Annotated in this window: 19 protein-coding genes; 16 read left to right on the top strand and 3 right to left on the bottom strand. The window is 52.4% G+C overall.

Annotated elements, in window-relative coordinates; genetic code table 11:
* Position 1 precedes the first annotated feature (1 nt).
* From epsG to AC07N2_RS00565, 15 genes are all read left to right on the top strand, one after another.
* A complete protein-coding gene (epsG, locus tag AC07N2_RS00635; protein ID WP_494776554.1) occupies positions 2 to 901 on the top strand; it encodes a chain length determinant protein tyrosine kinase EpsG in 900 nt (299 codons plus the stop codon).
* A 47-nt stretch (positions 902 to 948) separates the two neighbouring features.
* Positions 949 to 1,917, top strand: a complete 969-nt coding sequence (locus AC07N2_RS00630) for a polysaccharide pyruvyl transferase family protein (RefSeq protein ID WP_494776553.1) — start codon at positions 949 to 951, stop codon at positions 1,915 to 1,917.
* A gap of 12 nt (positions 1,918 to 1,929) precedes the next feature.
* Positions 1,930 to 3,006: a glycosyltransferase family A protein gene (locus tag AC07N2_RS00625; RefSeq protein WP_494776552.1), complete on the top strand. Its 1,077-nt coding sequence runs from the start codon at positions 1,930 to 1,932 to the stop codon at positions 3,004 to 3,006.
* Between the two features lie 93 nt (positions 3,007 to 3,099).
* Positions 3,100 to 4,542, top strand: a complete 1,443-nt coding sequence (locus AC07N2_RS00620) for an O-antigen ligase family protein (RefSeq protein WP_494776551.1) — start codon at positions 3,100 to 3,102, stop codon at positions 4,540 to 4,542.
* Positions 4,539 to 5,522 carry an acyltransferase family protein gene (locus AC07N2_RS00615; RefSeq protein ID WP_494776550.1) on the top strand — a complete coding sequence of 328 codons (984 nt, stop codon included), beginning with the start codon at positions 4,539 to 4,541 and terminating at the stop codon, positions 5,520 to 5,522. The genes AC07N2_RS00620 and AC07N2_RS00615 overlap by 4 nt, the downstream gene beginning before the upstream one ends.
* Positions 5,523 to 5,550: 28 nt before the next feature.
* A complete protein-coding gene (locus tag AC07N2_RS00610) occupies positions 5,551 to 6,960 on the top strand; it encodes an Atrophin-1 multi-domain protein (RefSeq protein WP_494776549.1) in 1,410 nt (469 codons plus the stop codon).
* Complete coding sequence (locus tag AC07N2_RS00605) at positions 6,960 to 7,529, top strand: serine O-acetyltransferase (protein WP_494776548.1); 570 nt, start codon at positions 6,960 to 6,962, stop codon at positions 7,527 to 7,529. The genes AC07N2_RS00610 and AC07N2_RS00605 overlap by 1 nt, the downstream gene beginning before the upstream one ends.
* Positions 7,526 to 8,770: a glycosyltransferase family 4 protein gene (locus AC07N2_RS00600; RefSeq protein WP_494776547.1), complete on the top strand. Its 1,245-nt coding sequence runs from the start codon at positions 7,526 to 7,528 to the stop codon at positions 8,768 to 8,770. Before AC07N2_RS00605 ends, AC07N2_RS00600 begins: the two co-directional genes overlap by 4 nt.
* Positions 8,767 to 9,954, top strand: coding sequence for a glycosyltransferase family 2 protein (locus tag AC07N2_RS00595; protein ID WP_494776546.1), 1,188 nt, complete (start codon positions 8,767 to 8,769; stop codon positions 9,952 to 9,954). Before AC07N2_RS00600 ends, AC07N2_RS00595 begins: the two co-directional genes overlap by 4 nt.
* Positions 9,944 to 11,128, top strand: a complete 1,185-nt coding sequence (locus AC07N2_RS00590; RefSeq protein ID WP_494776545.1) for a WecB/TagA/CpsF family glycosyltransferase — start codon at positions 9,944 to 9,946, stop codon at positions 11,126 to 11,128. The genes AC07N2_RS00595 and AC07N2_RS00590 overlap by 11 nt, the downstream gene beginning before the upstream one ends.
* Positions 11,129 to 11,355: 227 nt before the next feature.
* Positions 11,356 to 12,375 (top strand): UDP-glucose 4-epimerase GalE, encoded by a 1,020-nt coding sequence (gene galE / locus AC07N2_RS00585; protein ID WP_494776544.1) that lies wholly within the window; start codon positions 11,356 to 11,358, stop codon positions 12,373 to 12,375.
* A gap of 56 nt (positions 12,376 to 12,431) precedes the next feature.
* On the top strand, positions 12,432 to 13,589 hold the full coding sequence (locus AC07N2_RS00580) for a nucleotidyltransferase family protein (protein ID WP_494776543.1): 1,158 nt from the start codon (positions 12,432 to 12,434) through the stop codon (positions 13,587 to 13,589).
* Positions 13,586 to 15,004, top strand: coding sequence for a mannose-1-phosphate guanylyltransferase/mannose-6-phosphate isomerase (locus AC07N2_RS00575; RefSeq protein WP_494776542.1), 1,419 nt, complete (start codon positions 13,586 to 13,588; stop codon positions 15,002 to 15,004). Before AC07N2_RS00580 ends, AC07N2_RS00575 begins: the two co-directional genes overlap by 4 nt.
* A 23-nt stretch (positions 15,005 to 15,027) precedes the next feature.
* Positions 15,028 to 16,215, top strand: coding sequence for a hypothetical protein (locus tag AC07N2_RS00570; RefSeq protein ID WP_494776541.1), 1,188 nt, complete (start codon positions 15,028 to 15,030; stop codon positions 16,213 to 16,215).
* Complete coding sequence (locus AC07N2_RS00565; RefSeq protein ID WP_494776540.1) at positions 16,212 to 17,666, top strand: lipopolysaccharide biosynthesis protein; 1,455 nt, start codon at positions 16,212 to 16,214, stop codon at positions 17,664 to 17,666. The genes AC07N2_RS00570 and AC07N2_RS00565 overlap by 4 nt, the downstream gene beginning before the upstream one ends.
* 32 nt (positions 17,667 to 17,698) lie before the next feature.
* On the opposite strand, the gene AC07N2_RS00560 is transcribed toward AC07N2_RS00565, so the two are convergent.
* Genes AC07N2_RS00560 through AC07N2_RS00550 form a run of 3 tightly spaced genes read right to left on the bottom strand, consistent with a single transcriptional unit; the run spans position 17,699 to position 20,039 of the window.
* Positions 17,699 to 18,313: a phosphatase PAP2 family protein gene (locus AC07N2_RS00560; protein ID WP_494776539.1), complete on the bottom strand. Its 615-nt coding sequence runs from the start codon at positions 18,311 to 18,313 to the stop codon at positions 17,699 to 17,701.
* 31 nt (positions 18,314 to 18,344) lie between these two features.
* Entirely contained in the window at positions 18,345 to 19,142 is a 798-nt protein-coding gene (gene lgt / locus AC07N2_RS00555; protein WP_076592226.1) for a prolipoprotein diacylglyceryl transferase, read from the bottom strand.
* Between the two features lie 3 nt (positions 19,143 to 19,145).
* Positions 19,146 to 20,039, bottom strand: a complete 894-nt coding sequence (locus AC07N2_RS00550) for a LysR family transcriptional regulator (protein ID WP_494776538.1) — start codon at positions 20,037 to 20,039, stop codon at positions 19,146 to 19,148.
* A gap of 182 nt (positions 20,040 to 20,221) precedes the next feature.
* Between AC07N2_RS00550 and ilvD the strand changes: the two genes are divergently transcribed.
* The gene (ilvD, locus tag AC07N2_RS00545; protein WP_494776537.1) at positions 20,222 to 21,895 is read left to right on the top strand and encodes a dihydroxy-acid dehydratase; all 1,674 of its coding nucleotides are present in this window, start codon (positions 20,222 to 20,224) and stop codon (positions 21,893 to 21,895) included.
* The last annotated feature ends 34 nt before the right edge of the window (positions 21,896 to 21,929 follow it).

The following is a 21,929-nucleotide window of genomic DNA, read 5'->3' as shown; positions in this document are numbered from 1 at the left end:
CATGATCAGAACAGCAACGCAGATTCAAGATGCTGCAACCCTGCAGTTTCGCGAAGAACCAAGCATTACGCACAGTCAGATCGGCAGCATTCTGGAAAAAAGCGGCCGTCTGAGCGTAGACGGTACGGAACGCATTTTGCAGGAGCAGCGTGTGCGCCGGCAGCGCTTCGGCGATGCCGGGATTGCGCTCGGTTTGTTGACAGAAGCTGATATCGAATTTGCCTTGTCGAGCCAGTTTGCTTATCCGTATCTGCTTAAAGGGCAGAGCACAGTCAGCGAAGAGTTGATTGCTGCTTACGATCCTTTCAGCAAGCAGGTCGAGGCCTTGCGCGCCTTGCGCAGTCAGCTGGTGATGCGTTGGTTCGGCACTGGTGCACAACGTTCGGCACTGGCGATTACCAGCGCTGAGCAAGGCGATGGTCGCAGCTATATTGCGGCGAATCTGGCCATTCTGTTTTCGCAGCTGGGGCAACGTACTTTGCTGATCGATGCCGATATGCGCAATCCGCGTCAGCATCAGCTATTCGGCATCGAGAATCGCAGCGGGCTCTCCGCAATTTTGGCCGGCCGCAAGGGTGTTGCCGATGTGCAGCGTATTCCTTCTCTGATGGATCTATCTGTGTTGCCAACGGGTGTGTTGCCACCGAATCCGCAAGAGTTACTGGGACGTGCTGCATTCCCGCAACTATTGCGTGATTTCGGCAATGAGTTCGATGTAGTCCTGATCGATACGCCGCCTGATTACGATTATGCCGATGGTCAGATGGCCGCTGCGCGTGCTGGTGCTGCATTGGTGGTCGCACGCAAAGACATCAGTCATACCGGTGCAATCGGCAATCTGGTTGATTCCATGAAGCAGAGTGGTGTGCTGGTGGTGGGCGCAGTGCTCAATGAATATTAATGTGACGAGACCGCATGCAGCCTGACAAGAGACACGAAGAACTGTGCATGGATCTGATGACCAAACACGATGTGCTGGTCGATCTGATAGGCGATGCACCATTTCATTACGTGGATATCCCGACGCACGGTAATGTCGGTGATCTGTTGATCATGCATGGCACTCTGGCTTTCTTCCACAAGAAAGGTTTGGTGCCCAAGCTGATCGCACCTTACTTTGCATACGACACGCGATGGATAGCGCGTGATGATGTGATCGTGTTTCACGGTGGCGGCAACTTCGGCGACCTCTATCCTTATTTTCAAAACCTGCGCGAAGACATCGTGCAGACACAAAAGCGCAACCGCATCATTGTTTTACCGCAGTCGCTACATTTCTCTTCGGAAGAAAAGATGGCGGCGTCGGCAAAACTGTTCCGCACGCATGGTGATGTGCATATCTGCGTACGTGACCATGTTTCCTTCAAGATGGCGCAGGAATTTACCGATCACGTTTATCTGTTGCCGGATATGGCGCATCAGCTTTATCCGATGAGCGCAGCCGTGAACCATCCATCTCAACAAACATTACGTATCAGTCGTGTCGATGATGAAGGTGGTGCTCAGGACGCATTGCCGGATATCGATGTGGCGACAGTAACTGACTGGCCTGAATTCGTTGGTGAACGCGAAGAGAACATTAATCTGTTCCGGCGTGCGATCGGTGCTTTCTTCCGCAGAGGCATGGGGCGTTACGCCAACAAGATGCTGGTGCGACTATGGATAGCGTATTCCGCACGTCTGGTGGCAGATGCTGCGCAGCTATTTGCACGTCACGATCTGATCGTCACTGACCGCTTGCATGGCCACATTCTGGCTTGCCTGCTGCGCCGGAAAAATATCGTGCTCGACAACAGCTATGGAAAAAATTCCCGTTACGTCGAGGCGTGGACGAGTGGCAGCGAGCAGGTCACTTTGCAGAAACCCGATAGAGAAATACACATTGCACGATCCGACGCGATGTCGGCAGTCATTTAAGGGAGCATTATTTTGGCGACGATAGACGTTTTACTGCCAGTCAAGAATGGCATCGATTATCTGGCGGCATCGCTGGATAGCATTTGCATGCAGACGTTCAAGGATTGGCGCGTGCTGGTGCTGGATCACGGTTCGACCGATGGCAGCCTGGAATTGGCCGAAGATTATCATCAGCGCGATCCGCGCATAGAGGTGTACAGCTTCCCCGACGCGGAAGGGCTGGCCGGCTTGCTTAACCGTGGTCTGGATATCAGCGATTGCAAATACGTGATGCGCCACGATGCCGACGATGTGTGTTTCCCGGACAGGATGGATGTTGTGCTGGCTGCATTCAAGCGGCAGCCGGAATGTATCGCCATCAGCGGGCAATCTGCCGTAATCGACGGCGCAGGTCTTGTGACCGGCAATATCAAGATGCCTATCGGTCGGTATCGCGTTGCTGCTGCCAGCTTCTTCCGTAATCCGATTACGCATCCGGCAGCGATGATGGATTTTTCTGCCGTCAAAAATCTGGGCGTGCGTTACGGCGTTGATTTCTTGAATGTGATGCCGGCTGATAAACGTCTTGAGGTCAATAGCCTGGCCGAGGATTACTTCATGTTCGGCCAACTGGCAATCCTGGGGAAATGCAGCAATGTACCGTCGCAACTGATTCAATACCGCTGGCACGGCAGCAACGTCAGTGCGACCCGCTTCCGCGAACAGGTTGAGGTGTCGCTGACGATCTCGCGTTATCTGACGCGTTCCTTTTGCACTATGCATGACTTGCCTTACTTCGATCCTGCGCCTTTCTGCAATCACGGCGGCATTCTGTTTGATGTTGCCGGACAAACTGATTTCTCCGATGAATTTGAGCAGATGGCTTATACGCTGCGACGCGGTCTGGGTGCATCCGAGGAATTGGAGCGTGAGCTGATATTCCGCAAGGCGGCATCGACGCGTCAGGATGCACGCTTGCTGTGGCGCTACTTTCAGTTCCAGTCGCGTAATGCACCGGAAACCGGCGAATGGAACGCGATCCGCTCGTGGTTGATCCGTCGCTTCCCTGGCAAAACCAGCATGAGCGTCGCGCAAGAGTTGGCGGCGTAACAAGCATGGATGCCACCATCTATCGCGATGCGCCCTGTATGCATGTACTGCTGATCCAGCGTCAGGAGTCGTCGCATGCTGAGTGAGCCGACCATGAATACAGACACTGTGCATACGCGCTGGCTTCCGGGAAGCAGTGATAAATATGCTGTGCTGGCAGTTGTGCTGCTTGCCTTGGTGGCCGGTATCGTCGTGCCTTTCTATGCGGATGTGATGGATTACAAGCTGGCGCGCTTGATGGCGCTGCCCGCGTTTCTGTTGTTCGGTTTTCTCCTGTTGTTCAATCGCATGCTGTTGCTGACGCTGATTATTGTTTTAAGATCCGCCGGCGATGTGATCCTCGATTCGACACGCTTTTCCATCGGTTCTTATACAACTGGTCTGGGCGGGGTCATCAATCTGTGCGTGATTCTGCTGGCTTGCATACTGGTCATAGAGAAGCCGTCTTACTTGCCGAAAAAAACGGCAATGGCATGGTTGCCATTCTTGCTGGTCGCATTCTTTGGCGTGGTGATCTCACCGGAAAAAGGCGATGCGATCCGTACTTATCTGACCTTGCTTTCTTATTTCGCTGTATTCGTCAGTGCCTTCTATTTCGTGCGATCGGCGAAAGACTTCAGACATTGCGTCAAGCTGGTGCTGTGGTCATCCGTCTTGCCGGCACTGTATGCCCTGGTCGATATTGCGTTGAATGGCAGAGCAGGCGGGCCAGAAGGATTCCGTCTGCAATCAACTTTTACACATCCGAATATCTTTGCGTTCTATCTGATGCTGGTCATTCCTTTGACCTTGTTCACGCTCAAGGATAAGTTGACACAACTTAGTAGTGGCGCGCGTGTTGTGCTGACGCTTTATTTTGTATATCTGTTGGCACTGCTGGTGTTGACGCAAACGCGTAGCGCGTGGATCGCCTGCCTGTTCGTATTTATCGGATATGCGCTGTTCTTCGAAAGACGCTATCTGCTGTATCTGATGCTGTTACCGGTCGTGGCCTTGCTGGTTCCGGAAATCCGCGACCGCTTGCTTGATCTTGGTAGTGGCACGGAAGCGGTGGGCTATGCCAAATTGAATTCGTTTGCGTGGCGACTTTCAATCTGGGAAAGCGGCTTGCAATGGATGCGACCTAGTCATTATCTGTTTGGCTATGGCCTGGAAGGATTCCGTCATTTCTCGCAAACCTTCTTCCCGGCTGCCAACAAGATTAGCTGGGGTGCGCACAATGTGTATGTGCAATGGTTCTTCGATGCGGGTGTGATCGGCCTGTGCGCTTATCTCTTCCTATATGCACGCATGGTGGTGATACTCAAATCACTGGCGCGTATCGACAAGCTGGCTGCATTCATCACGATTTCAATCGTGATCGTTTATCTGGTCGTCTCGTCTTCGGACAATATGTTCGGCTATCTGGTCTTCAACTGGTATTTCTGGTTTGTCGTAGGTGCTGGCTGCGCATTGGTTGCAATGACAGTGCCGTCTATCGCTAGCAAGCATGCGCGCAGTAATGAACGTCCTGTACAAGCGCCGAGGCCGATATGAGTAGCACTCAACGTCTGGAAGTATTGGATGGATGGCGCGGTATCAGCATTCTATGCGTGCTGGCGGCACACTTGCTGCCTATGGGGCCCAAGGTGTTGCAGCTGAATTCGATGTTCGGATTATTGGGGATGGCATTGTTTTTTACGCTGTCCGGCTTTCTGATTACATCCTTTTTATTGAAGGATCCACCGGTATCTGATTTTGTGGTGCGACGTTTCTTTCGCATCATTCCGCTCGCCTGGTTGTATCTGGCGATTGCATTGACGATAGCTGGTGCATCTTCAGGAACGTGGTTCGCCCATTACTTCTTCTACGCCAATCTGCCACCCAAGCATCTGGTCACGCTGACGGATCACATCTGGAGCTTGTGCATGGAGATGCAGTTCTATGTGGGCATCGCCTTGATGTTTGCCTTGTTCGGCGTACGTAGTCTGCTCGCTCTTCCTGTCATGGCCTTGATGTTCACCATGCTGCGTGTGGCAGACGGCGTGTATGCATCCAGCGTCAGCTATTACCGCATGGATGAAATTCTGGCGGGCTGCACGCTGGCACTGATAGTTCATCAACGCGTTGATTTGCGCCTGCTGGCATTTCTTAAAAAGATTCCGCAATGGCCACTGTTGCTGTTGTTGCTGGTTTCTTGCCATGAACAAGGCGCTGCGCTGAATTATCTGCGCCCTTATCTCGCGGCCTTGCTGGTCGGTACCACCATCGTGAATCAGGAAAGCACGATCGCCACTCTGCTGAATCATCGCGTGCTGGTTTATCTGGCGACCATTTCATACGCGCTGTATGTGATACATCCCTTGCTGGCTGGTACCTGGCTGGGCAGTGGTGATGTGGTGATCAAGTATTTGAAGCGTCCTTTGCTGTTCATTGTTTTGTTCATTCTTGCGCATATTTCCACCTTCTATTACGAGCATTGGTGGATCGCGAGTGGCAAGACGCTGGCAAAGAAACTGAGATTTAAAACAGCCTAGTGCTTGTTAACAAATAAGGAAATCAAACATGCATAGTCGTTACCCGAAAACCGCCATGGTCTCTGCCTTCGGTTTGTTCGCAACGATACTGGTTGCCAGCGCACCAGCGCAGGCGGCAGATGGCTGGGGTACTTATCGCAAACCATTTGCAGCAACGTCGCCATGGAATAGTCGTCCGGTTGCGCCGGTATTGGGCGATTTCGTGATTCCAAAATCGACTTACTTTCCAGGTGTGGCCGGTGGTGAGTGGTCGACGGGTGTTTTTCTCGCCAGCGCCAATGACAGCGCGGTTACGGTCAGTGGTTTGCCGAACACCAAAGGCTTGTGGGACCCGGATGCATCCACTTTTCATGACGTGACGATTCCGCGCTGGCCGGCAGATGTTGCTGCAGCGACAGCCAGCGATGGTCATGCCGATATCGTTGATCCGGTGACCGGCATCATGCATTCGTTCTGGCAACTCAAGAAGAAGGATGGCAAGTGGATAGCCGCGCAGTATGCGTGGACCAAATTGAACGGTCGTGGTTGGGGCAAGCCTGCGCATTATTTTCAGGGTTCGCGCGCGGCCGGTGTGCCGACTGCTGGCGGTTTGATACGCAAGCATGAAGTCAATGATGGCGACGTCATGTATCGCCATGCACTTGCCTTGTCGCTGACGTATAACGCGCTGTCGCCCAATCCTACTTATGTATTTCCGGCGACATCGGCGGATACCAATGCTGCGACGACCAATACCGGCAAGATTCCGGAAGGTGCTTTGTTGATGTTGCCGGCTTCTTACGATACGCAAAAAATCGTCAATCCGGATTTGCGCAAGGTGGCAGAAACCTTGAAGACCTATGGTGCTTACGTAGTGGATCGTAACTTCGGTACACCGTTCTTTATCTACGTTGAAAACGGTGCCGGCTTCGATTTGCACAAAGGTGGCTGGGATAAATCGGTGGCCGACGATCTGGAGCGCATGCGGGCTGCATTGCGGCCTGTGGTGTCTGCACAAGGTTGGCTGGACGGTAACGGCAAGCCTGTTGTATTGCAGAAAAAAATGAATTTGCTCTCCATGCGTGGTCCGTGGCAGCTGCAATCGGGCAGCCCACTCGCCAACTTCGATACCTGGAAGCAGGCAGTGATTTTCCCGGCCAGTGATACACCGGTGGTGCAAGTGAATTATTCATCGCGTGGTTTGCATCCGGTTTCCTGGGCCTTGCCGCAAGAAGGAAAGACATATCGAGTGAAGGCGATAACGACTGGCGGCGCCAAACTGCGTCTGCAAGTACGTGATCCATCCGGTACGCCTATGTATTTCGATAGTGGCGAACTGACGAATGGCGAAACAAAAAGTTTTGCATGGCCGAACAAGAACGCGATTGTGACGGTGTATGCGATCAGTGCTGTCGGTGTGCCTTCGACCGTGAGCGGTGAATTGCTGGTGCAGGACTAATGGGTAGCGCGTCACACGATGCTGATTGGACTGCGGATTTGCAACGTTATGGTTTGTCGCGTCCTTTTTTAAAGGAGCAGTCGATCTGGGCCGTGTGGACGTATCGCTTCGGGCGGCGCATCGATAAACGTCCTGCCGGCATCGTGCGACGTTTGCTGACATCGATTTACTGGCTGTGGTTTCGACTGGTGGAAACGGTAGTTGGTATCAGCCTGCCGAAATCGGCAGTGATAGGACCGGGTTTGCGGATATGGCACTTCGGTGGAATTTTTGTCCATCCGGCGGCGCAGATAGGTGCGAACTGCACGCTGCGACAAGGCGTGACGATAGGCAATCGCGTCGCTGATGGTGCCGTGCCCGTCATTGGTGACGATGTCGATTTTGGTGCTTATGCGCAGGTGTTGGGCGGTGTGCGTATCGGTAACGGTTGTCGAATAGGTGCGATGTCAGTGGTCTTGTGCGATGTGCCGGATGGCGCGACTGCGGTCGGTGTGCCGGCCAAAATCATCCGATTACAAGAAGTGAACGATGTGCAATTCGAGATGGATAGTCGAAAGGAAGTAGTTTGAATTCAATACGTGTTGCCTACCTGATCAATCAGTATCCCAAGGTGAGTCACAGCTTTATTCGCCGGGAAATTCTGGCGCTGGAACGTCAGGGCATGAATGTGCAAAGAATTGCCTTGCGCGGCTGGCATGGCGATCTGGTGGATGCAGAAGACTTCACCGAGCGTGCGCGTACTCGTTATGTTTTGCAAAAAGGCATGACGGGCTTGTTGCGTTCGACTCTGGAAATCGTGATGTCTACGCCTAGCCGTTTCTTCAAAGGTTTGTATCTGGCATGCAGGATGAGTCGACGTGCTGATCGTTCCTTGCCATATCACTTGATTTATCTGGCGGAAGCATGTCGCGTCGCATTGTGGCTCAAGCGCGAGGGAGCGACGCATTTGCATGCGCACTTCGGTACCAATTCAGCAGAAGTAGCAATGCTGGCGAGCGAACTGAGTGATGTGCCTTACAGCCTCACGATTCACGGCTCAGAAGAATTCGATAAGGCAGAGGCAATCGGCTTATCAGAAAAACTCAAGCGCGCCACCTTTGTGGCGGCAGTCAGTTCCTTTTGTCGCAGCCAGTTATATCGCAGCGTTGCGTATGTGCACTGGGCCAAGATGCACATCGTGCATTGCGGCGTCGATCCTGATTTTTACAGCATCGAGACAACAACAGCATCGGAGCGGCCGCGCTTTGTTTGCGTAGGTCGTTTATGCGAACAAAAGGGACAACAAATCCTGATCGAAGCAGCAGCACAGTTGGCACGCAAAGACATAGATTTTGAACTGGTACTGGCTGGCGATGGCGAGATGCGTCCCGAGGTGGAAGCATTGATAGCCAAGCATGAACTGGGCTCGCGTGTGCGTATTACTGGATGGATCAGTGGCGAACAGGTCAAGCAAGAACTGCTGGCAGCGCGTGCTCTGGTGATGGCAAGTTTTGCCGAAGGCTTGCCGGTCGTGATTATGGAAGCGATGTCTGTGCAGCGTCCGGTGCTGACGACCTGGATAGCTGGCATACCTGAATTGGTGATTGAGGGCGAGAACGGCTGGTTGTATCCGCCGGGTTCGGTGGATGAGCTGGCATCGGCAATGGAACGTTGCCTGAATACGCCCGCGGATGAACTTGCCCGTATGGGAGCGCGTGCGCGCGTACGCGTATTGGCGCGTCACGATATAGACCGCGAAGCTGCGAAGCTGATCGCATTGTTTTATCAAGTTGCGGACGGCGATCGCTGGCTGCTGGGAGTAAATCGATGATGACGCTATTACAGATGGTTTTGTTGTTATTGCTGGTCATGATGTTGATCCCGGTTGCCGTCTTGCTGGTACAGGCTATATACGCATACCAAGGCGTGCAGACTACGGCTATCGACATTGGTCGACGTCCCAGCGTGGCGGTTCTGGTACCTGCACATAACGAAGCGCAAGGTATTGCCGACACGATTGCATCCATCCGCGAGCAGTTGCGTGAAGACGACAGGATATTGGTCGTTGCCGATAACTGTTCCGACGAGACGGCAGCGCTGGCACTGGCGGCCGGTGCGCCGGTGCTGGAACGGCACAATATGGAAGAGCGTGGCAAAGGCTATGCACTGGATTTCGGTGTGCGTCAGTTGGCGCTCAGTCCACCGGAAGTAGTGATTGTCATCGATGCAGATTGCAAAATGACGCCGGGATCAATCACGCGTCTGGCATGCCTGGCTGTGTCTGCACAACGTCCGGTACAAGCGCTGGATCTGATGCGTGCACCGCAGCGTGCAGGATTGAAAACACGCATCGCCGAGTTTGCCTGGATCGTCAAGAACAAGGTGAGGCCGCTGGGCTTTCATCATCTGGGTTTGCCTTGTCAGTTGATGGGAACCGGCATGGCTTTCCCGTGGGCTTTGATTGCCAATGCCTCGCTGGCAAACGGCCATCTGGCGGAAGACATGAAGCTGGGTATAGAGATGGCGAGAGCCGGTGCCGCCCCCTTGTTTTGCCCCGAAGCATGTGTGATCAGTTATTTCCCTATAGGTGATGAAGCGACGCGCATGCAGCGTACGCGTTGGGAACATGGCCACATGGGCATGATCATCAGCGATGGATGGCGCATGTTGGTGCAAGGTATCGTCCAGCGTAATCGTGTACTACTCGCGATGGCACTGGATATGTGCGTGCCACCGCTGGCCTTGTTGACACTGCTTGCTCTCGCCGCATTTGTCATCACCTTGTTGAATTACGCTGTCTTCACATTCATGGCTCCGCTGTTGTTGAGTGCTGTGACTCTAGGTGCCTTGTCGTTGGCGATACTGTTGTCCTGGCAACGCTTTGGTCAGGATGTTTTGAGTTTGAGAGATTTGTTTTCTGCACTCGGCTATGCCTTCTGGAAAGTACCTTTGTACATGAAGTTCTTTGTGAATCGGCAGCTTGAGTGGGTGAGGGCGAAGCGCGATGCAGAGTAATCATTCCGCACAGATATCGTCGTTCGATGCAGATGCAATGACTGGCTACCCGATCAAGACTGATTTCCAGCGCAAGGTAGTGTGCATACTTGGCCTGCCGTTTGATGTAGTCAGCATGCAGCAGGCGGTAGATAAAGTTGTAGACGCTGCACAAAACGGTGAACGCTGCTTTCTATCGACACCAAATTTGAATTTCGCCGTTGCCAGTCTGGATGGCGGAAATTTTCGTGACTCGGTAATACGCAGCGATTTGTCTGTGGTAGATGGCATGCCGCTGGTATGGATTGCAAGACTGCTCGGCTTGCCGGTACGTGAACGTGTTGCCGGCTCCAGTCTGTTTGAAAAATTGCGCGAGCAAACCAGGGCGAAGCTGCGCGTGTATTTTTTCGGTGGACCGGATGGCGTGGCAGAAACAGCCGAAGAGAAATTGAATATGGTTCCATCCGGTCTGATCTGTGTAGGTCATGATGCGCCAGGATTCGGCAGCGTAGAGCAGATGAGTAGTAGTGTAATCATTAATCGTATCAATGCCAGCCAACCTGATTTTCTCGTGGTGGCACTGGGTGCAAAAAAAGGACAGGCGTGGATAGAACACAATCTGTCTGCTCTGCATGTACCTGTCATCAGCCATCTTGGTGCAGTGGTGAACTTCGTTGCAGGAACCGTCGTTCGCGCACCGATCTGGGTTAGACGTCTGGGATGCGAATGGTTGTGGCGTATCAAGGAAGAGCCTGCATTGTGGCGGCGTTATTTTCATGATGGCTTGACGCTGTTAAAACTGATGGCGCTGCACGTCATACCGTGTGCGATTACATTGCGTCTGCGCAAGTCAGACATGCTTGCAACATCAGGGGCGAAGATAGCGCTCATCAAACATGGCAGTCATTGCACGATCACTGCAAGTGGTGCATGGAGAGATGAAAATCTTTCTCCTATGCGACTAGCATTCTCTGAAGCAACAGCATCACGATGCGATATCCGTATCGATTTCTCTGAAGTGACACAGATAGATAGTGCATGCATTGCGCTATTGATGCTGCTGTATGGACATCAATCAAAAATAAATCGTGATTTTATTTTGAGTAATGTGCAGCCTGATGTCAGACGCTTGTTGCGCATGGTTTGTGCTGATTATCTTGTCGCTGTCGATCAAACAGTGTTGGCAACGTGTTGATCGTGTAAAAAATGCGCGCGCAGCTTGTATAAACCGTGCATATTTTTCAATATCAGCATGATATAAATTTCCGAGAAAAAATATTTCATTTGTGTGAATTTTCCCTATGAAAATGACGCGCAAAAAAATTTATCTTTATCGTTAAATCTTCGAAAGTAAAAGTGAACTTTGTAGTCATTCAACTATCTTTGTAAGAGTGCAAACTTGCCGCTTCCTGGATAAATGAAATGCAAATACTGGTAACAGGAGGAGCTGGTTACATCGGCTCACATACTTGTGTAGAACTGATCAAGGCAGGTTATCAAGTGGTCGTTGTCGATAACCTGTGCAACAGCAAAATATCGGTGCTGGATCGCGTCGCCACAATTACAGGTACATCACTGCCTTTCATACAAATTGATTTGCGTGACAGAGAATCTCTTGAGAAAGTATTTTCTGAATATCAATTTGATGCGGTGATACATTTTGCCGGACTGAAAGCTGTGGGTGAATCGGTGGCAGAGCCACTGCGCTATTACGACAACAATGTCGAAGGCAGCCTTGTCCTGTTTCAAGTGATGGCTGCGCATGGTGTGAAGAATCTGGTGTTCAGTTCTTCCGCGACTGTCTATGGCGACCCAGCGACGGTACCTATCCTCGAAGACTTCCCGTTAGCGGCCACGAATCCTTACGGTCGCAGCAAATTGATGATCGAAGAAATGTTGCGCGATGTAGCGACATCCGATCCTGCATGGCGCATTGCCCTGTTGCGTTACTTCAATCCGGCAGGTGCGCATGAGAGCGGCTTGATCGGTGAAGATCCGAACGACATCCCGAATAATTTATTTCCTTATGTAGCGCAGGTTGCCTCAGGCAGACGTGAGTTGCTGTCAGTGTATGGCGACGATTATCCGACGGTCGATGGTACCGGTGTGCGCGACTACATACATGTCGTCGATCTGGCGATAGGACATGTCAAGACGCTGGTCAGGTTATTGAGCAAGGATGCCGGCGTCATGGCTTACAACCTCGGTACCGGTTGCGGCAGCAGCGTGTTGCAAATGATCCAGGCGTTTGAACAGGCAAGCGGGCGACGTATTCCATATCGCATCGTTGCGCGTCGTCCCGGCGATATCGCTGTGTGTTACGCCGATGCTTCGCTTGCACAGCGTGAATTGAACTGGCGTGCGGAACGAAGCATAGAACAGATGTGTACGGATTCATGGCGCTGGCAGGCGATGTCGGAAGATCGTTTTGCCTACGCTTGAATTTTTAAGATTCTCATCAAGCCCATCAACATTCAATCAGTGAGTTCAAGGAAAACATGAAAGCAATGATTCTTGCCGCAGGCAAAGGGACACGCGTCCAACCTCTTACTTATGAATTACCCAAACCGATGATCCCGATACTGGGCAAGCCGGTGATGGAGTATCTGGTCGAGCATTTGGTCAAGTACGGCATACACGAGATCATGGTCAACGTCAGTTACTTGCATCAGAAGATAGAAGACTATTTCGGCGAAGGCCAGCGCTTTGGTGCGCAGATCGGTTATTCGTTTGAAGGTTATATGACCGATGATGGTGAAGTGATGCCCAAACCTATCGGCTCTGCCGGCGGTTTGAAGAAGATACAGGAGTTCGGCGGCTTCTTCGATGAAACGACCTTGGTCATTTGCGGCGATGCGCTCATCGATCTGGATATCAAATCCGCGCTGTTCGAGCATAGACAAAAAGGCGCGATGGTCAGCATTATCACCAAGGAAGTAGAGCGCTCCAAGGTATCTGATTACGGCATGGTGGTGACCGACGATGAAGGCCGTGTGCTTTCATTTCAGGAAAAACCGAAGCCGGAAGACGCACTGTCGAATCTAGCCAGCACTGGCATTTATATTTTCGAGCCGGAAGTGCTGGATCTGATTCCATCCGGTGTGGAGTTCGATATCGGCTCACAACTGTTTCCTTTGCTGGTGGAAAAAGGCGTGCCTTTCTTTGCGCAAAAGCGTTTCTTCAACTGGATAGATATCGGCAATGTAAAAGATTACTGGTCGGTATCGCAAAACGTGTTGAAGGGCGAACTGGCGCACATGACGATGCCGGGTACGCAGATCGCGGATGGTTTGTGGGTCGGTCTCAACACCAATATTGATTGGGAAGGAACGACAATAGAAGGGCCGGTTTATCTCGGCTCCGGCAGCACGATAGAAGCCGGCAGCACCATCATCGGCCCGACCTGGATAGGACACGGTAGTCAGATATGCAGCGGTTCGGAAGTGGTACGCAGCGTGCTGTTCGAGTACACACGCGTGTCGCCGCATTCCAAGATGTCGGAGCTGGTCGTTTGCAAGGATTACTGCGTCAGTCGTGAAGGCAAGATGCAGCATGTTTCTGAATGCGTGGAAGACTACTGGCGCGATGCACGCGATAGACGCGGTAAAACGCGCACGCCGGAAGTGAAGACACGCAAGCTCGCCGGTGTCGCGTGAAGATTTATCCAGTCATTCTTTCTGGTGGTTCCGGTAGTCGATTATGGCCGCTATCACGTGCGGCATTGCCCAAGCAATTACTGCCGCTGGTGTCGGAGCGCACGATGTTGCAGGACACCGTGTTACGCGTCGCCACTTGGAAAGGCATCGCGCCACCGTTGATCGTATGCGGCGATGATCATCGCTTCCTGGTGGCTGAGCAATTGCGCCAGATAGGTGTGACGCCGACGGCAATTTTGCTGGAAGCGCAAGGGCGTAATACGGCACCTGCGGTTGCAGCTGCGGCCAATTATTTGAAAGCTGTCGATCCTGAAGCCGTGATGCTGGTGCTGCCGGCCGATCACATGATCAGCGATCCAGATGCCTTCCATCTTGCAGTGATGCTGGCGGCAGACGCGATCGGCACTACCGCGCTGGCGACTTTCGGCATCGTGCCGACTTCAGCAGAAACCGGTTATGGCTATATACGTCGCGGTGCGGCGCTGGATGCGTCCGACACTTGTTTTGCGGTAGAGCGCTTCGTCGAGAAGCCTGATCGTGGCACTGCAGAGCAATTCGTCGCCGATAAAAGTTATTCATGGAATAGCGGTATGTTCATGTTCCGTGCTTCCGCTTATCTGGCCGAGCTGCAGCGCTTGCAGCCAGAGATGGCACAATGCTGCGCGCTGGCGGTACACGATGCGTATAGCGATTTATCCTTTTGCCGTCTGGATGAAACGGCTTATGCGGCTTGCCCGGCAGAGTCTATTGATTTCGCAGTGATGGAGCACACTACACATGCGTTGGTAATTCCGGTCGATATAGGCTGGAGTGATGTCGGCTCATGGTCAGCTTTGGCAGAAATACAGCCCGGTGATAAAAACGGAAATATTTTGCAAGGCGATGTGTATACGGATGGCGTGACAGATACGCTGATACGCTCCGAGAGCCGCTTCGTCGCAGCCATAGGCGTAGACAACCTGATCGTGGTCGAAACCAAGGATGCAGTCCTTATCGTGGCTAAGGATCAGGTGCAGCGCGTCAAGCATGTGGTCGATCATCTGAAGCTGGAACAACGCAGCGAACATCTGAACCATACCCGCGTATACCGACCGTGGGGTTCCTATGAAGGAATTGATGCCGGTGAACGCTTCCAGGTCAAACGCATCACGGTTGATCCGGGCGAAAAGTTGTCACTGCAGATGCATCATCACAGAGCAGAACATTGGGTCGTCGTGACCGGAACCGCGCGCATTACTTGCGGCGAGACGGTCAGGCTGCTGACCGAAAATGAATCCATCTATATTCCCATCGGCACGACACACAGACTTGAGAATCCGGGCAAGATGCCGCTCCACCTGATCGAAGTGCAATCAGGGGCTTATCTGGGAGAAGATGACATTGTGCGTTTCGACGATGTTTATCAACGCGCGTAATGAATCTGCAAGACCATCCCTTTATGCAAAATGCGACCCGTACCATGGTCGTATGTCTCACTGAAAAACGCAGCGAAGGCAGAGTAGTGCGTAGCGCCAGCTTCGGTAATCAGCAAGTCTGGTGGGATCTGGCCGGACCCGAGCATAGCTTGCCGGCGCCGCTGGTGACCCACGATATGGCAGCGACTGCATTAGTCTTCGTTGCCATGCATAGAGGCCAGGATTTGTATATCGATGGCCCTGTCACTTATTCGCTATTGAAGAATATGGAAGATCTGGTCGCATGCTGGGTTGCATGGCGACCTGACTTGTATCGATCTATACGCGTAGGCGCCTCGCAGGAATTACCGGATAGTGCCATTCCTGCGCCGTATGCACCACGCGCAGTGGCAGCATTTTCTGGTGGTCTCGATGCATCGTTTACTGCATGGCGTCATGTCACCGGTCGTGCTGGACGACGCAGCTATCCCTTGCATGCCGGCGTCTTGATCCAGGGTTTCGATATTGCACTGGATGCGAAGGCTGCTTTCGATACGACGATTGCATCAGTCGCCGATACTCTGCATTCGATCAGCGTGCCGCTGGTGACGCTGAAGACTAATTGGCGCACGGTTGCATGTGTGAATTGGGAAATGGAATTCGGCAATGGTGTCGCAACTTGCCTGCGCAATTGGCAGGGCAGTGCCAGCGCTGGCCTGGTTGGTTCCGATGAAGACTATGCACGCCTGGTGTTGCCATGGGGCGGCAATCCGATTACTTACACTATGTTGTCCAGTCGCGATTTCCAGATTGTGTATGACGGTGGTGAATTCGCTCGTACTGAAAAAGCTGAAGGCATACTCGATTGGGCGGTCGGTCTGCACAATCTGCGCGTATGTTGGGAAGGCCCAACCACAGGTCGTAATTGCGGTCGCTGCGAAAAATGTCTGCGTACCAAACTCAACTTCATGGCGGTAGGCGCAGTCTTGCCGGAATCTTTGGCAGGCCGTCCTAGCGATGCACAGATATTGCACCTGCGTGCGGCTAATCACGCACAACTGGTATTGCTGGAAGAGATCGTACAGATTGCGGAAAAGAATCAAATCAATGAAACGTGGTTACGCATGTTGAAGTTATCGATAGCGAAGAACCGCTTCCTGAATACCTTCTCCATTTTCGGCAAGTTCAGACGCATGCTGGGTGCTATTAAGCGCAGGCTGGTGGCAAGATGAAAAATATGCGCAAGGTGGTGCCATGGGCTATCGTCGATAGTCTGGGTGTAGGCCTGCTTGGTTTCCTGACACTGGCGATCATGACGCGCGTGCTGACGCCAGCCGATTTTGGTAGCGTTGCCTTTGCTCAGGCTATCGTCCTGATGACGCAACTGGTGATTGCACTTGGTATCAACGAGGCATTGATACAGCGGCGACCGATTAACATGCTGCATATAGACAGTGCATTCTGGGTCTCTGTTTTTCTCGGCATAGTTGGTTTTGTTTTTTGCCTCGGTGTTGGTCTGTACTTCATTTACTTCATGCAGCAATCTTTGGTCGGTACCATTTTGATCATCGAAGGTACTGCCTGCATGTTTACCGGCTTGAACTTGTTGCCGTCAGCAATGCTGGATCGCAAGCTGCGTACCAAGGCGATTGCGCGACGCACAGTGGTTGGACGCTTGAGTTATTGCCTGGTTGCGATCGGTTTGGCAGTGGCGCATTTCGGTGTGTGGAGCATAGTGATTGCCGGTGTTGTGCAGAATCTGATTTTGACCGCGATCTTTTGGCGCGGACAGAAACGCTGGCCGCAGCGAAGGTTTTCTATGCCGCATGCAAAACAGTTGGTTGCGTTTGGTTTTCCGGTCATGCTCGAAGGAGCGTTGTGGGCTTTCCTGACGCGCGGCTTTAATCTGCTGATCGGTGCCATTCATGGTTTGAATGTGCTGGGTCTGGTGAGTGTGGCTTTCAAGGCAAGCGATGCCTTGTCGAATGTCGTTGGTAGCGTAGCGGGGCGCATAGGCTTGCCGCTGTTCTCATCGATGCAGCAGGATAGAGCTCGCTTGCAAAGTGCCTTCATGCAGGTGACGCAGATCATGGCGTTTGTGGCTACCCCGATTTTTGTCGGACTGGCGCTGACGGCGCAGCAATGGGTGCCGCTGCTGTTAGGTGAAAAATGGTCGGAAGCGATTCCGATGATCGTCGTCTTGTGTCTGATTTGGGTGACGAGTTTCACGCGTATTTTTGTCAGTCCGTATCTGCGTGCGCTCGGTCATCCGCGTGCCTTGTTGATGCCGGGTGTGTTTGCGAGTATCTGTACGATAGCTGTAGTTTTTCTGACCGCGAATCATGCGCCTATCTACATCATCCTCGCATGGTCTTGCCGCGTTGCTGTGACGTATCCGCTGGGTCTTTATCTGCTGCGTAAATATGCGGACATACCAGTGCTGCAGCAATTGAAGCCGCTGGCTACACCGTTTTTCTGTACAGCGACGATGGCAGTGTGCGTAGTCGCGGTACAGCTTGCGCTTGCCGATCGCGGTTTGTCACTGTTGTCGGTATTGCTGGTGTCTATGCTGGTGGGAGCTGTCAGTTATGCGGCGATAGTACTTTTTATCTACCGCAGGATGTTGCCTGGCATGTTGGCGAACTGGCGCAGTGGTGAACTGCGCGGTGCCAGAAGTAGATAGCTTTAATCGTGTGCGGAATAGATCGGACTAAATCAATGTCCGCGCATGCGTTCAATGATGTCATTTGTATGCTCACTACCGGCGAGAGCAACTGCAACACGCTGTATCCAGCTTTCCGTCGGTGCTGGTTCCATACTCACGAGTGGTAACAGCAAGATCAAACCTGCGATCAGCAGGCGACGATCGAAGGTGCTCGCTGAACGCTGCGAACAAGTCCAAATAAAACAAAAACTGATGAGCAGGCCGAGCAGCAATCCGCTGACAGCCTCGGAGACTGAATGCGCGCCGAGCACCAAGCGTGAGATGCAGATGGCAATAGAGAATCCGATTGCGCATAACAGGCCAGCCACACGTATCTGTTGCGTCTGTCTTTGCAGAAGGATGTAGATCAGTGGTGGTGCAATCGTGGCAGCACGCATCGCATGCCCGCTAAAGCCTTTGAAATCGACAGATGCGATGCCTATACCCCAACCGACATAGGCAATCTTGGTTGCCGCCACGATCACTAGACCGAATCCAAACAGCAGGCACCACCAGAAGGCCGATTTCCATTCGCGTGCACAAGCCAGCCAGATGGCTAGCAGTGCAGCGAGAGGGAGAGTGAAGTTGGTATCAGCGAGTTTGGTAAATGCGAGCCAGGAAATCATAAGCCAGTCTGTAATCGATAAGAGAAGGTCATTAGGCAGCTTTCTTGCGATAAGCAATCAGCAGCATGACGATACCCAACACGATCAACGGTACTGATAACATCTGTCCGGCAGAGATAGTGATATTGGCGAAGTGCACTTCGTAATCCGGTATGCGGAAGTATTCGGTGAAGAAGCGTGCCGAGCCATACAACAAGCAGAACATGCCGCCGACTGCCATGCGTGGACGTTCCTTGCGGGCGAACAGCCAGAGCAGGATAAACATCAGTACGCCATCAACCAAAGCTTGGTACAGAGGCGATGGATGACGTGGCAAGTTATCGACATTCGGCCAGATCATTGCCCATGGTAACGATGCGTCGGCAACGCGGCCCGGCAATTCTGCATTGATGAAGTTACCGAGACGACCAAAGGCATAACCGAGCGGCACCATAGGCGCGATGAAATCCCACACGTCGAGTACATTGCGTTTTTGTTTGTGGGCCCAAATACTCATCGCAAACAGTACGCCGAGGAAGCCGCCGTGGAAGGACATGCCGCCTTTCCATACCTTGAAGATTTCCAGCGGATTCGAGAAGTAATAGCTAGGATCGTAAAACAGAACTTCGCCCAACCTGCCGCCTATCACCACGCCGAGTACACCGTAGAACAACATGTCCTCGATGTCTTCCTTGCGCCAGCCAGCGCGAGCAATATGCGGCTGCTTGATGCGTATGCGTGCCAGCCAGATGAACTGCGCAAAGGCAGCCAAATACATCAAACCGTACCAGCGGATGGCGAGTGGTCCGATTGAAATGGCAATCGGATCGGGCATAGGATGAATCCACATGTTCTATTTCTTTCGCAATAATTCAAGAAAAGCGTTCAGCACCGGCGACGTATTATCGCGTCGCCATGCCAAACCGGTTTCGACTAAAGGCGTTTTATTTGCCAGCGCTTTATAGTCGACACCAGGACGTTTTAGGTTTGAGACGGATTGTGGCACAAGCGCGATACCCATGCCGGCAGACACCAAACCGATGATGGTTTGCATCTGTATTGCTTCCTGCCCGATATGCGGCGTCAAACCGGCGTCGCGATAACAAGCCAGAATCGCGTCGTGAAAGGCAGGAGCAATCCGTCGGGGGAAAATAATCAGCGGCATCTCGGCTACAGCCTGCAATGCCACGGTCTGTTTTCCACGCAAAGCCTTCAATCCCTTAGGTGCGGCCAGAATCAAAGGTTCAGATAAAACAGGTAAATAATCCAGTTGCAGCTTGGCTTTGTCCGGCAAAGGCGGGATCAGCAGGCCGACATCAATGCGCCCTTGGGCCAGATCGTCCAGTTGAATGTCAGTGGTCGCTTCGCGCAGATCGATTTCCACATCGGGATACGCTTCGCGGAATTCGCGCAGGAAGGGTGGCAGCACGCTGTAATCGGCAGTCGAGACAAATGCCAGCGACAAGCGGCCGGATGCGCCGGATGCCGCGCGTCGCATCAAATCAGGCAAGGCTGCGGTTTGTTGCAGGATGCGGCGTGCTTCTGGCAGCAGAGCGATGCCAGCCGGCGTCAGTGCCACGCTGCGACTGGTGCGGCGGAATAGTTGCACACCCAGCATGGCTTCCAGCGCTTGTATCGACTGCGACAAAGGCGGCTGCGTCATGTGCAGACGTAGCGCAGCACGGCCAAAGTGCATTTCCTCGGCGACGGTGACGAAGTAGCGTAGTTGTCTTAATTCGATATTCATGGCGATAATTTACCTCATATCAATATATTTTACATATTGATCATGATGGAATCATATATTTGACACATGGCTCGACGCAAGGCAATCTAGGCGCTCTTTTCAAGGATTTGCCCTGTTACCGGGCAGGCAATCGTTGCAGCCTTTATTGCAACGTACCGATTTGCATTCTTTCTGGAGTCATCATGGCATTCAATCGCCGCTCGAAAAATATTACGCAGGGTATCTCCCGCAGCCCGAATCGCTCTATGTATTACGCAATGGGCTACGAAAAGGAAGATTTCGACAAACCTATGGTCGGTATCGCCAACGGTCATTCGACGATCACGCCATGTAACTCTGGTCTGCAAAAGCTGGCAGATATCGCTATCAAGACCATCAAGGATGAAGGCGGCAATCCACAAGTATTCGGCACACCGACGATCTCCGACGGTATGTCCATGGGTACGGAAGGCATGAAGTATTCGCTGATTTCGCGCGAAGTCATCGCCGACTGTATCGAAACTGCAGTCAACGGCCAATGGATGGACGGCGTGTTGGTCATTGGTGGTTGCGACAAAAATATGCCAGGCGGCATGATCGCGATGTTGCGCACCAACGTGCCTAGTATTTATGTCTACGGCGGCACCATCAAACCAGGTAACTGGAAAGGTAAAGACCTGACCATCGTTTCCGCATTTGAAGCGGTCGGTGAATTTACCGCTGGCCGTATGTCGCAAGAAGATTTCGACGGTATCGAACGCAATGCTTGCCCATCGGCTGGTTCCTGTGGCGGTATGTACACCGCGAACACCATGTCGTCTTCGTTTGAAGCGTTGGGTCTGGCATTGCCTTACTCATCGACCATGGCTAATCCTGACGATGAAAAAGTCGGCTCCGCAGCGGAATCCGCACGCGTACTGATCCAAGCGATCAAGAACGACTTGAAGCCACGCGATATCGTGACACGCAAAGCAATCGAAAACGCAGTTGCCGTCATCATGGCAACCGGCGGTTCGACCAATGCGGTCTTGCACTTCCTGGCAATTGCACACGCAGCAGAAATCGATTGGACCATCGACGACTTCGAACGCATGCGTAAAAAAGTCCCAGTCATCTGCGATCTGAAACCATCCGGTAAATACGTGGCAACCGATTTGCATAAAGCTGGCGGCATTCCACAAGTCATGAAAGTATTGCTCGACGCAGGTTTGCTGCATGGTGATTGCATGACGATTACCGGTCAAACCGTTGCTGAAGCGCTGACTAATATTCCGTCGGTTCCACGTGCTGATCAAGACGTGATCCACACCATCGACAAGGCTTTGTACGCGCAAGGTCACTTGGCGATTTTGAAAGGCAATCTGTCACCTGAAGGTTGTGTTGCCAAAATTACCGGTTTGAAAAATCCAGTCATCACTGGTCCTGCACGTGTGTTCGACGACGAATACACGGCAATGGACGCGATCATGGCGAAGAAGATTGTCGCTGGCGACGTACTCGTCATGCGCTATCTGGGACCTAAAGGCGGTCCAGGTATGCCTGAGATGTTGGCGCCAACTTCAGCACTGGTCGGCCAAGGTTTGGGTGAATCGGTAGGCTTGATTACCGATGGTCGTTTCTCTGGCGGTACCTGGGGCATGGTCGTTGGTCACGTATCGCCAGAAGCATTCGTTGGTGGTCTGATTGGCTTGGTCGAAGAGGGCGACTCTGTCACTATCGATGCACATCAATTGCTGATTCAATTGAATGTATCGGAAGAAGAAATCGCACGTCGTCGCGCCAACTGGAAACAACCTGCACCACGTTATACACGTGGTGTATTGGCAAAATATGCAGCCTTGGCATCGACTGCAAGTAAAGGCGCTGTTACAGGCTGATGCTTGTTTGATGCATGAAAAAAAGCCGGATTGT

This window comes from Herminiimonas sp. GW821-FHT09C12 (assembly GCF_059416385.1).
The sequence above is the reverse complement of the archived record's forward strand: the minus strand, read 5'-3'. Positions and strand labels throughout refer to the sequence as shown.

Coding starts and splice junctions, on each gene's coding strand:
- AC07N2_RS00620 (WP_494776551.1), top strand. CDS start 3,100: ATGAATACAGACACTGTGCATACGCGCTGGCTTCCGGGAAGCAGTGAT.
- ilvD (WP_494776537.1), top strand. CDS start 20,222: ATGGCATTCAATCGCCGCTCGAAAAATATTACGCAGGGTATCTCCCGC.
- AC07N2_RS00610 (WP_494776549.1), top strand. CDS start 5,551: ATGCATAGTCGTTACCCGAAAACCGCCATGGTCTCTGCCTTCGGTTTG.
- AC07N2_RS00550 (WP_494776538.1), bottom strand. CDS start 20,039: ATGAATATCGAATTAAGACAACTACGCTACTTCGTCACCGTCGCCGAG.
- AC07N2_RS00630 (WP_494776553.1), top strand. CDS start 949: ATGGATCTGATGACCAAACACGATGTGCTGGTCGATCTGATAGGCGAT.
- epsG (WP_494776554.1), top strand. CDS start 2: ATGATCAGAACAGCAACGCAGATTCAAGATGCTGCAACCCTGCAGTTT.
- AC07N2_RS00565 (WP_494776540.1), top strand. CDS start 16,212: ATGAAAAATATGCGCAAGGTGGTGCCATGGGCTATCGTCGATAGTCTG.
- AC07N2_RS00605 (WP_494776548.1), top strand. CDS start 6,960: ATGGGTAGCGCGTCACACGATGCTGATTGGACTGCGGATTTGCAACGT.
- AC07N2_RS00580 (WP_494776543.1), top strand. CDS start 12,432: ATGAAAGCAATGATTCTTGCCGCAGGCAAAGGGACACGCGTCCAACCT.
- AC07N2_RS00590 (WP_494776545.1), top strand. CDS start 9,944: ATGCAGAGTAATCATTCCGCACAGATATCGTCGTTCGATGCAGATGCA.
- galE (WP_494776544.1), top strand. CDS start 11,356: ATGCAAATACTGGTAACAGGAGGAGCTGGTTACATCGGCTCACATACT.
- AC07N2_RS00570 (WP_494776541.1), top strand. CDS start 15,028: ATGCAAAATGCGACCCGTACCATGGTCGTATGTCTCACTGAAAAACGC.
- lgt (WP_076592226.1), bottom strand. CDS start 19,142: ATGTGGATTCATCCTATGCCCGATCCGATTGCCATTTCAATCGGACCA.
- AC07N2_RS00560 (WP_494776539.1), bottom strand. CDS start 18,313: ATGATTTCCTGGCTCGCATTTACCAAACTCGCTGATACCAACTTCACT.
- AC07N2_RS00595 (WP_494776546.1), top strand. CDS start 8,767: ATGATGACGCTATTACAGATGGTTTTGTTGTTATTGCTGGTCATGATG.
- AC07N2_RS00615 (WP_494776550.1), top strand. CDS start 4,539: ATGAGTAGCACTCAACGTCTGGAAGTATTGGATGGATGGCGCGGTATC.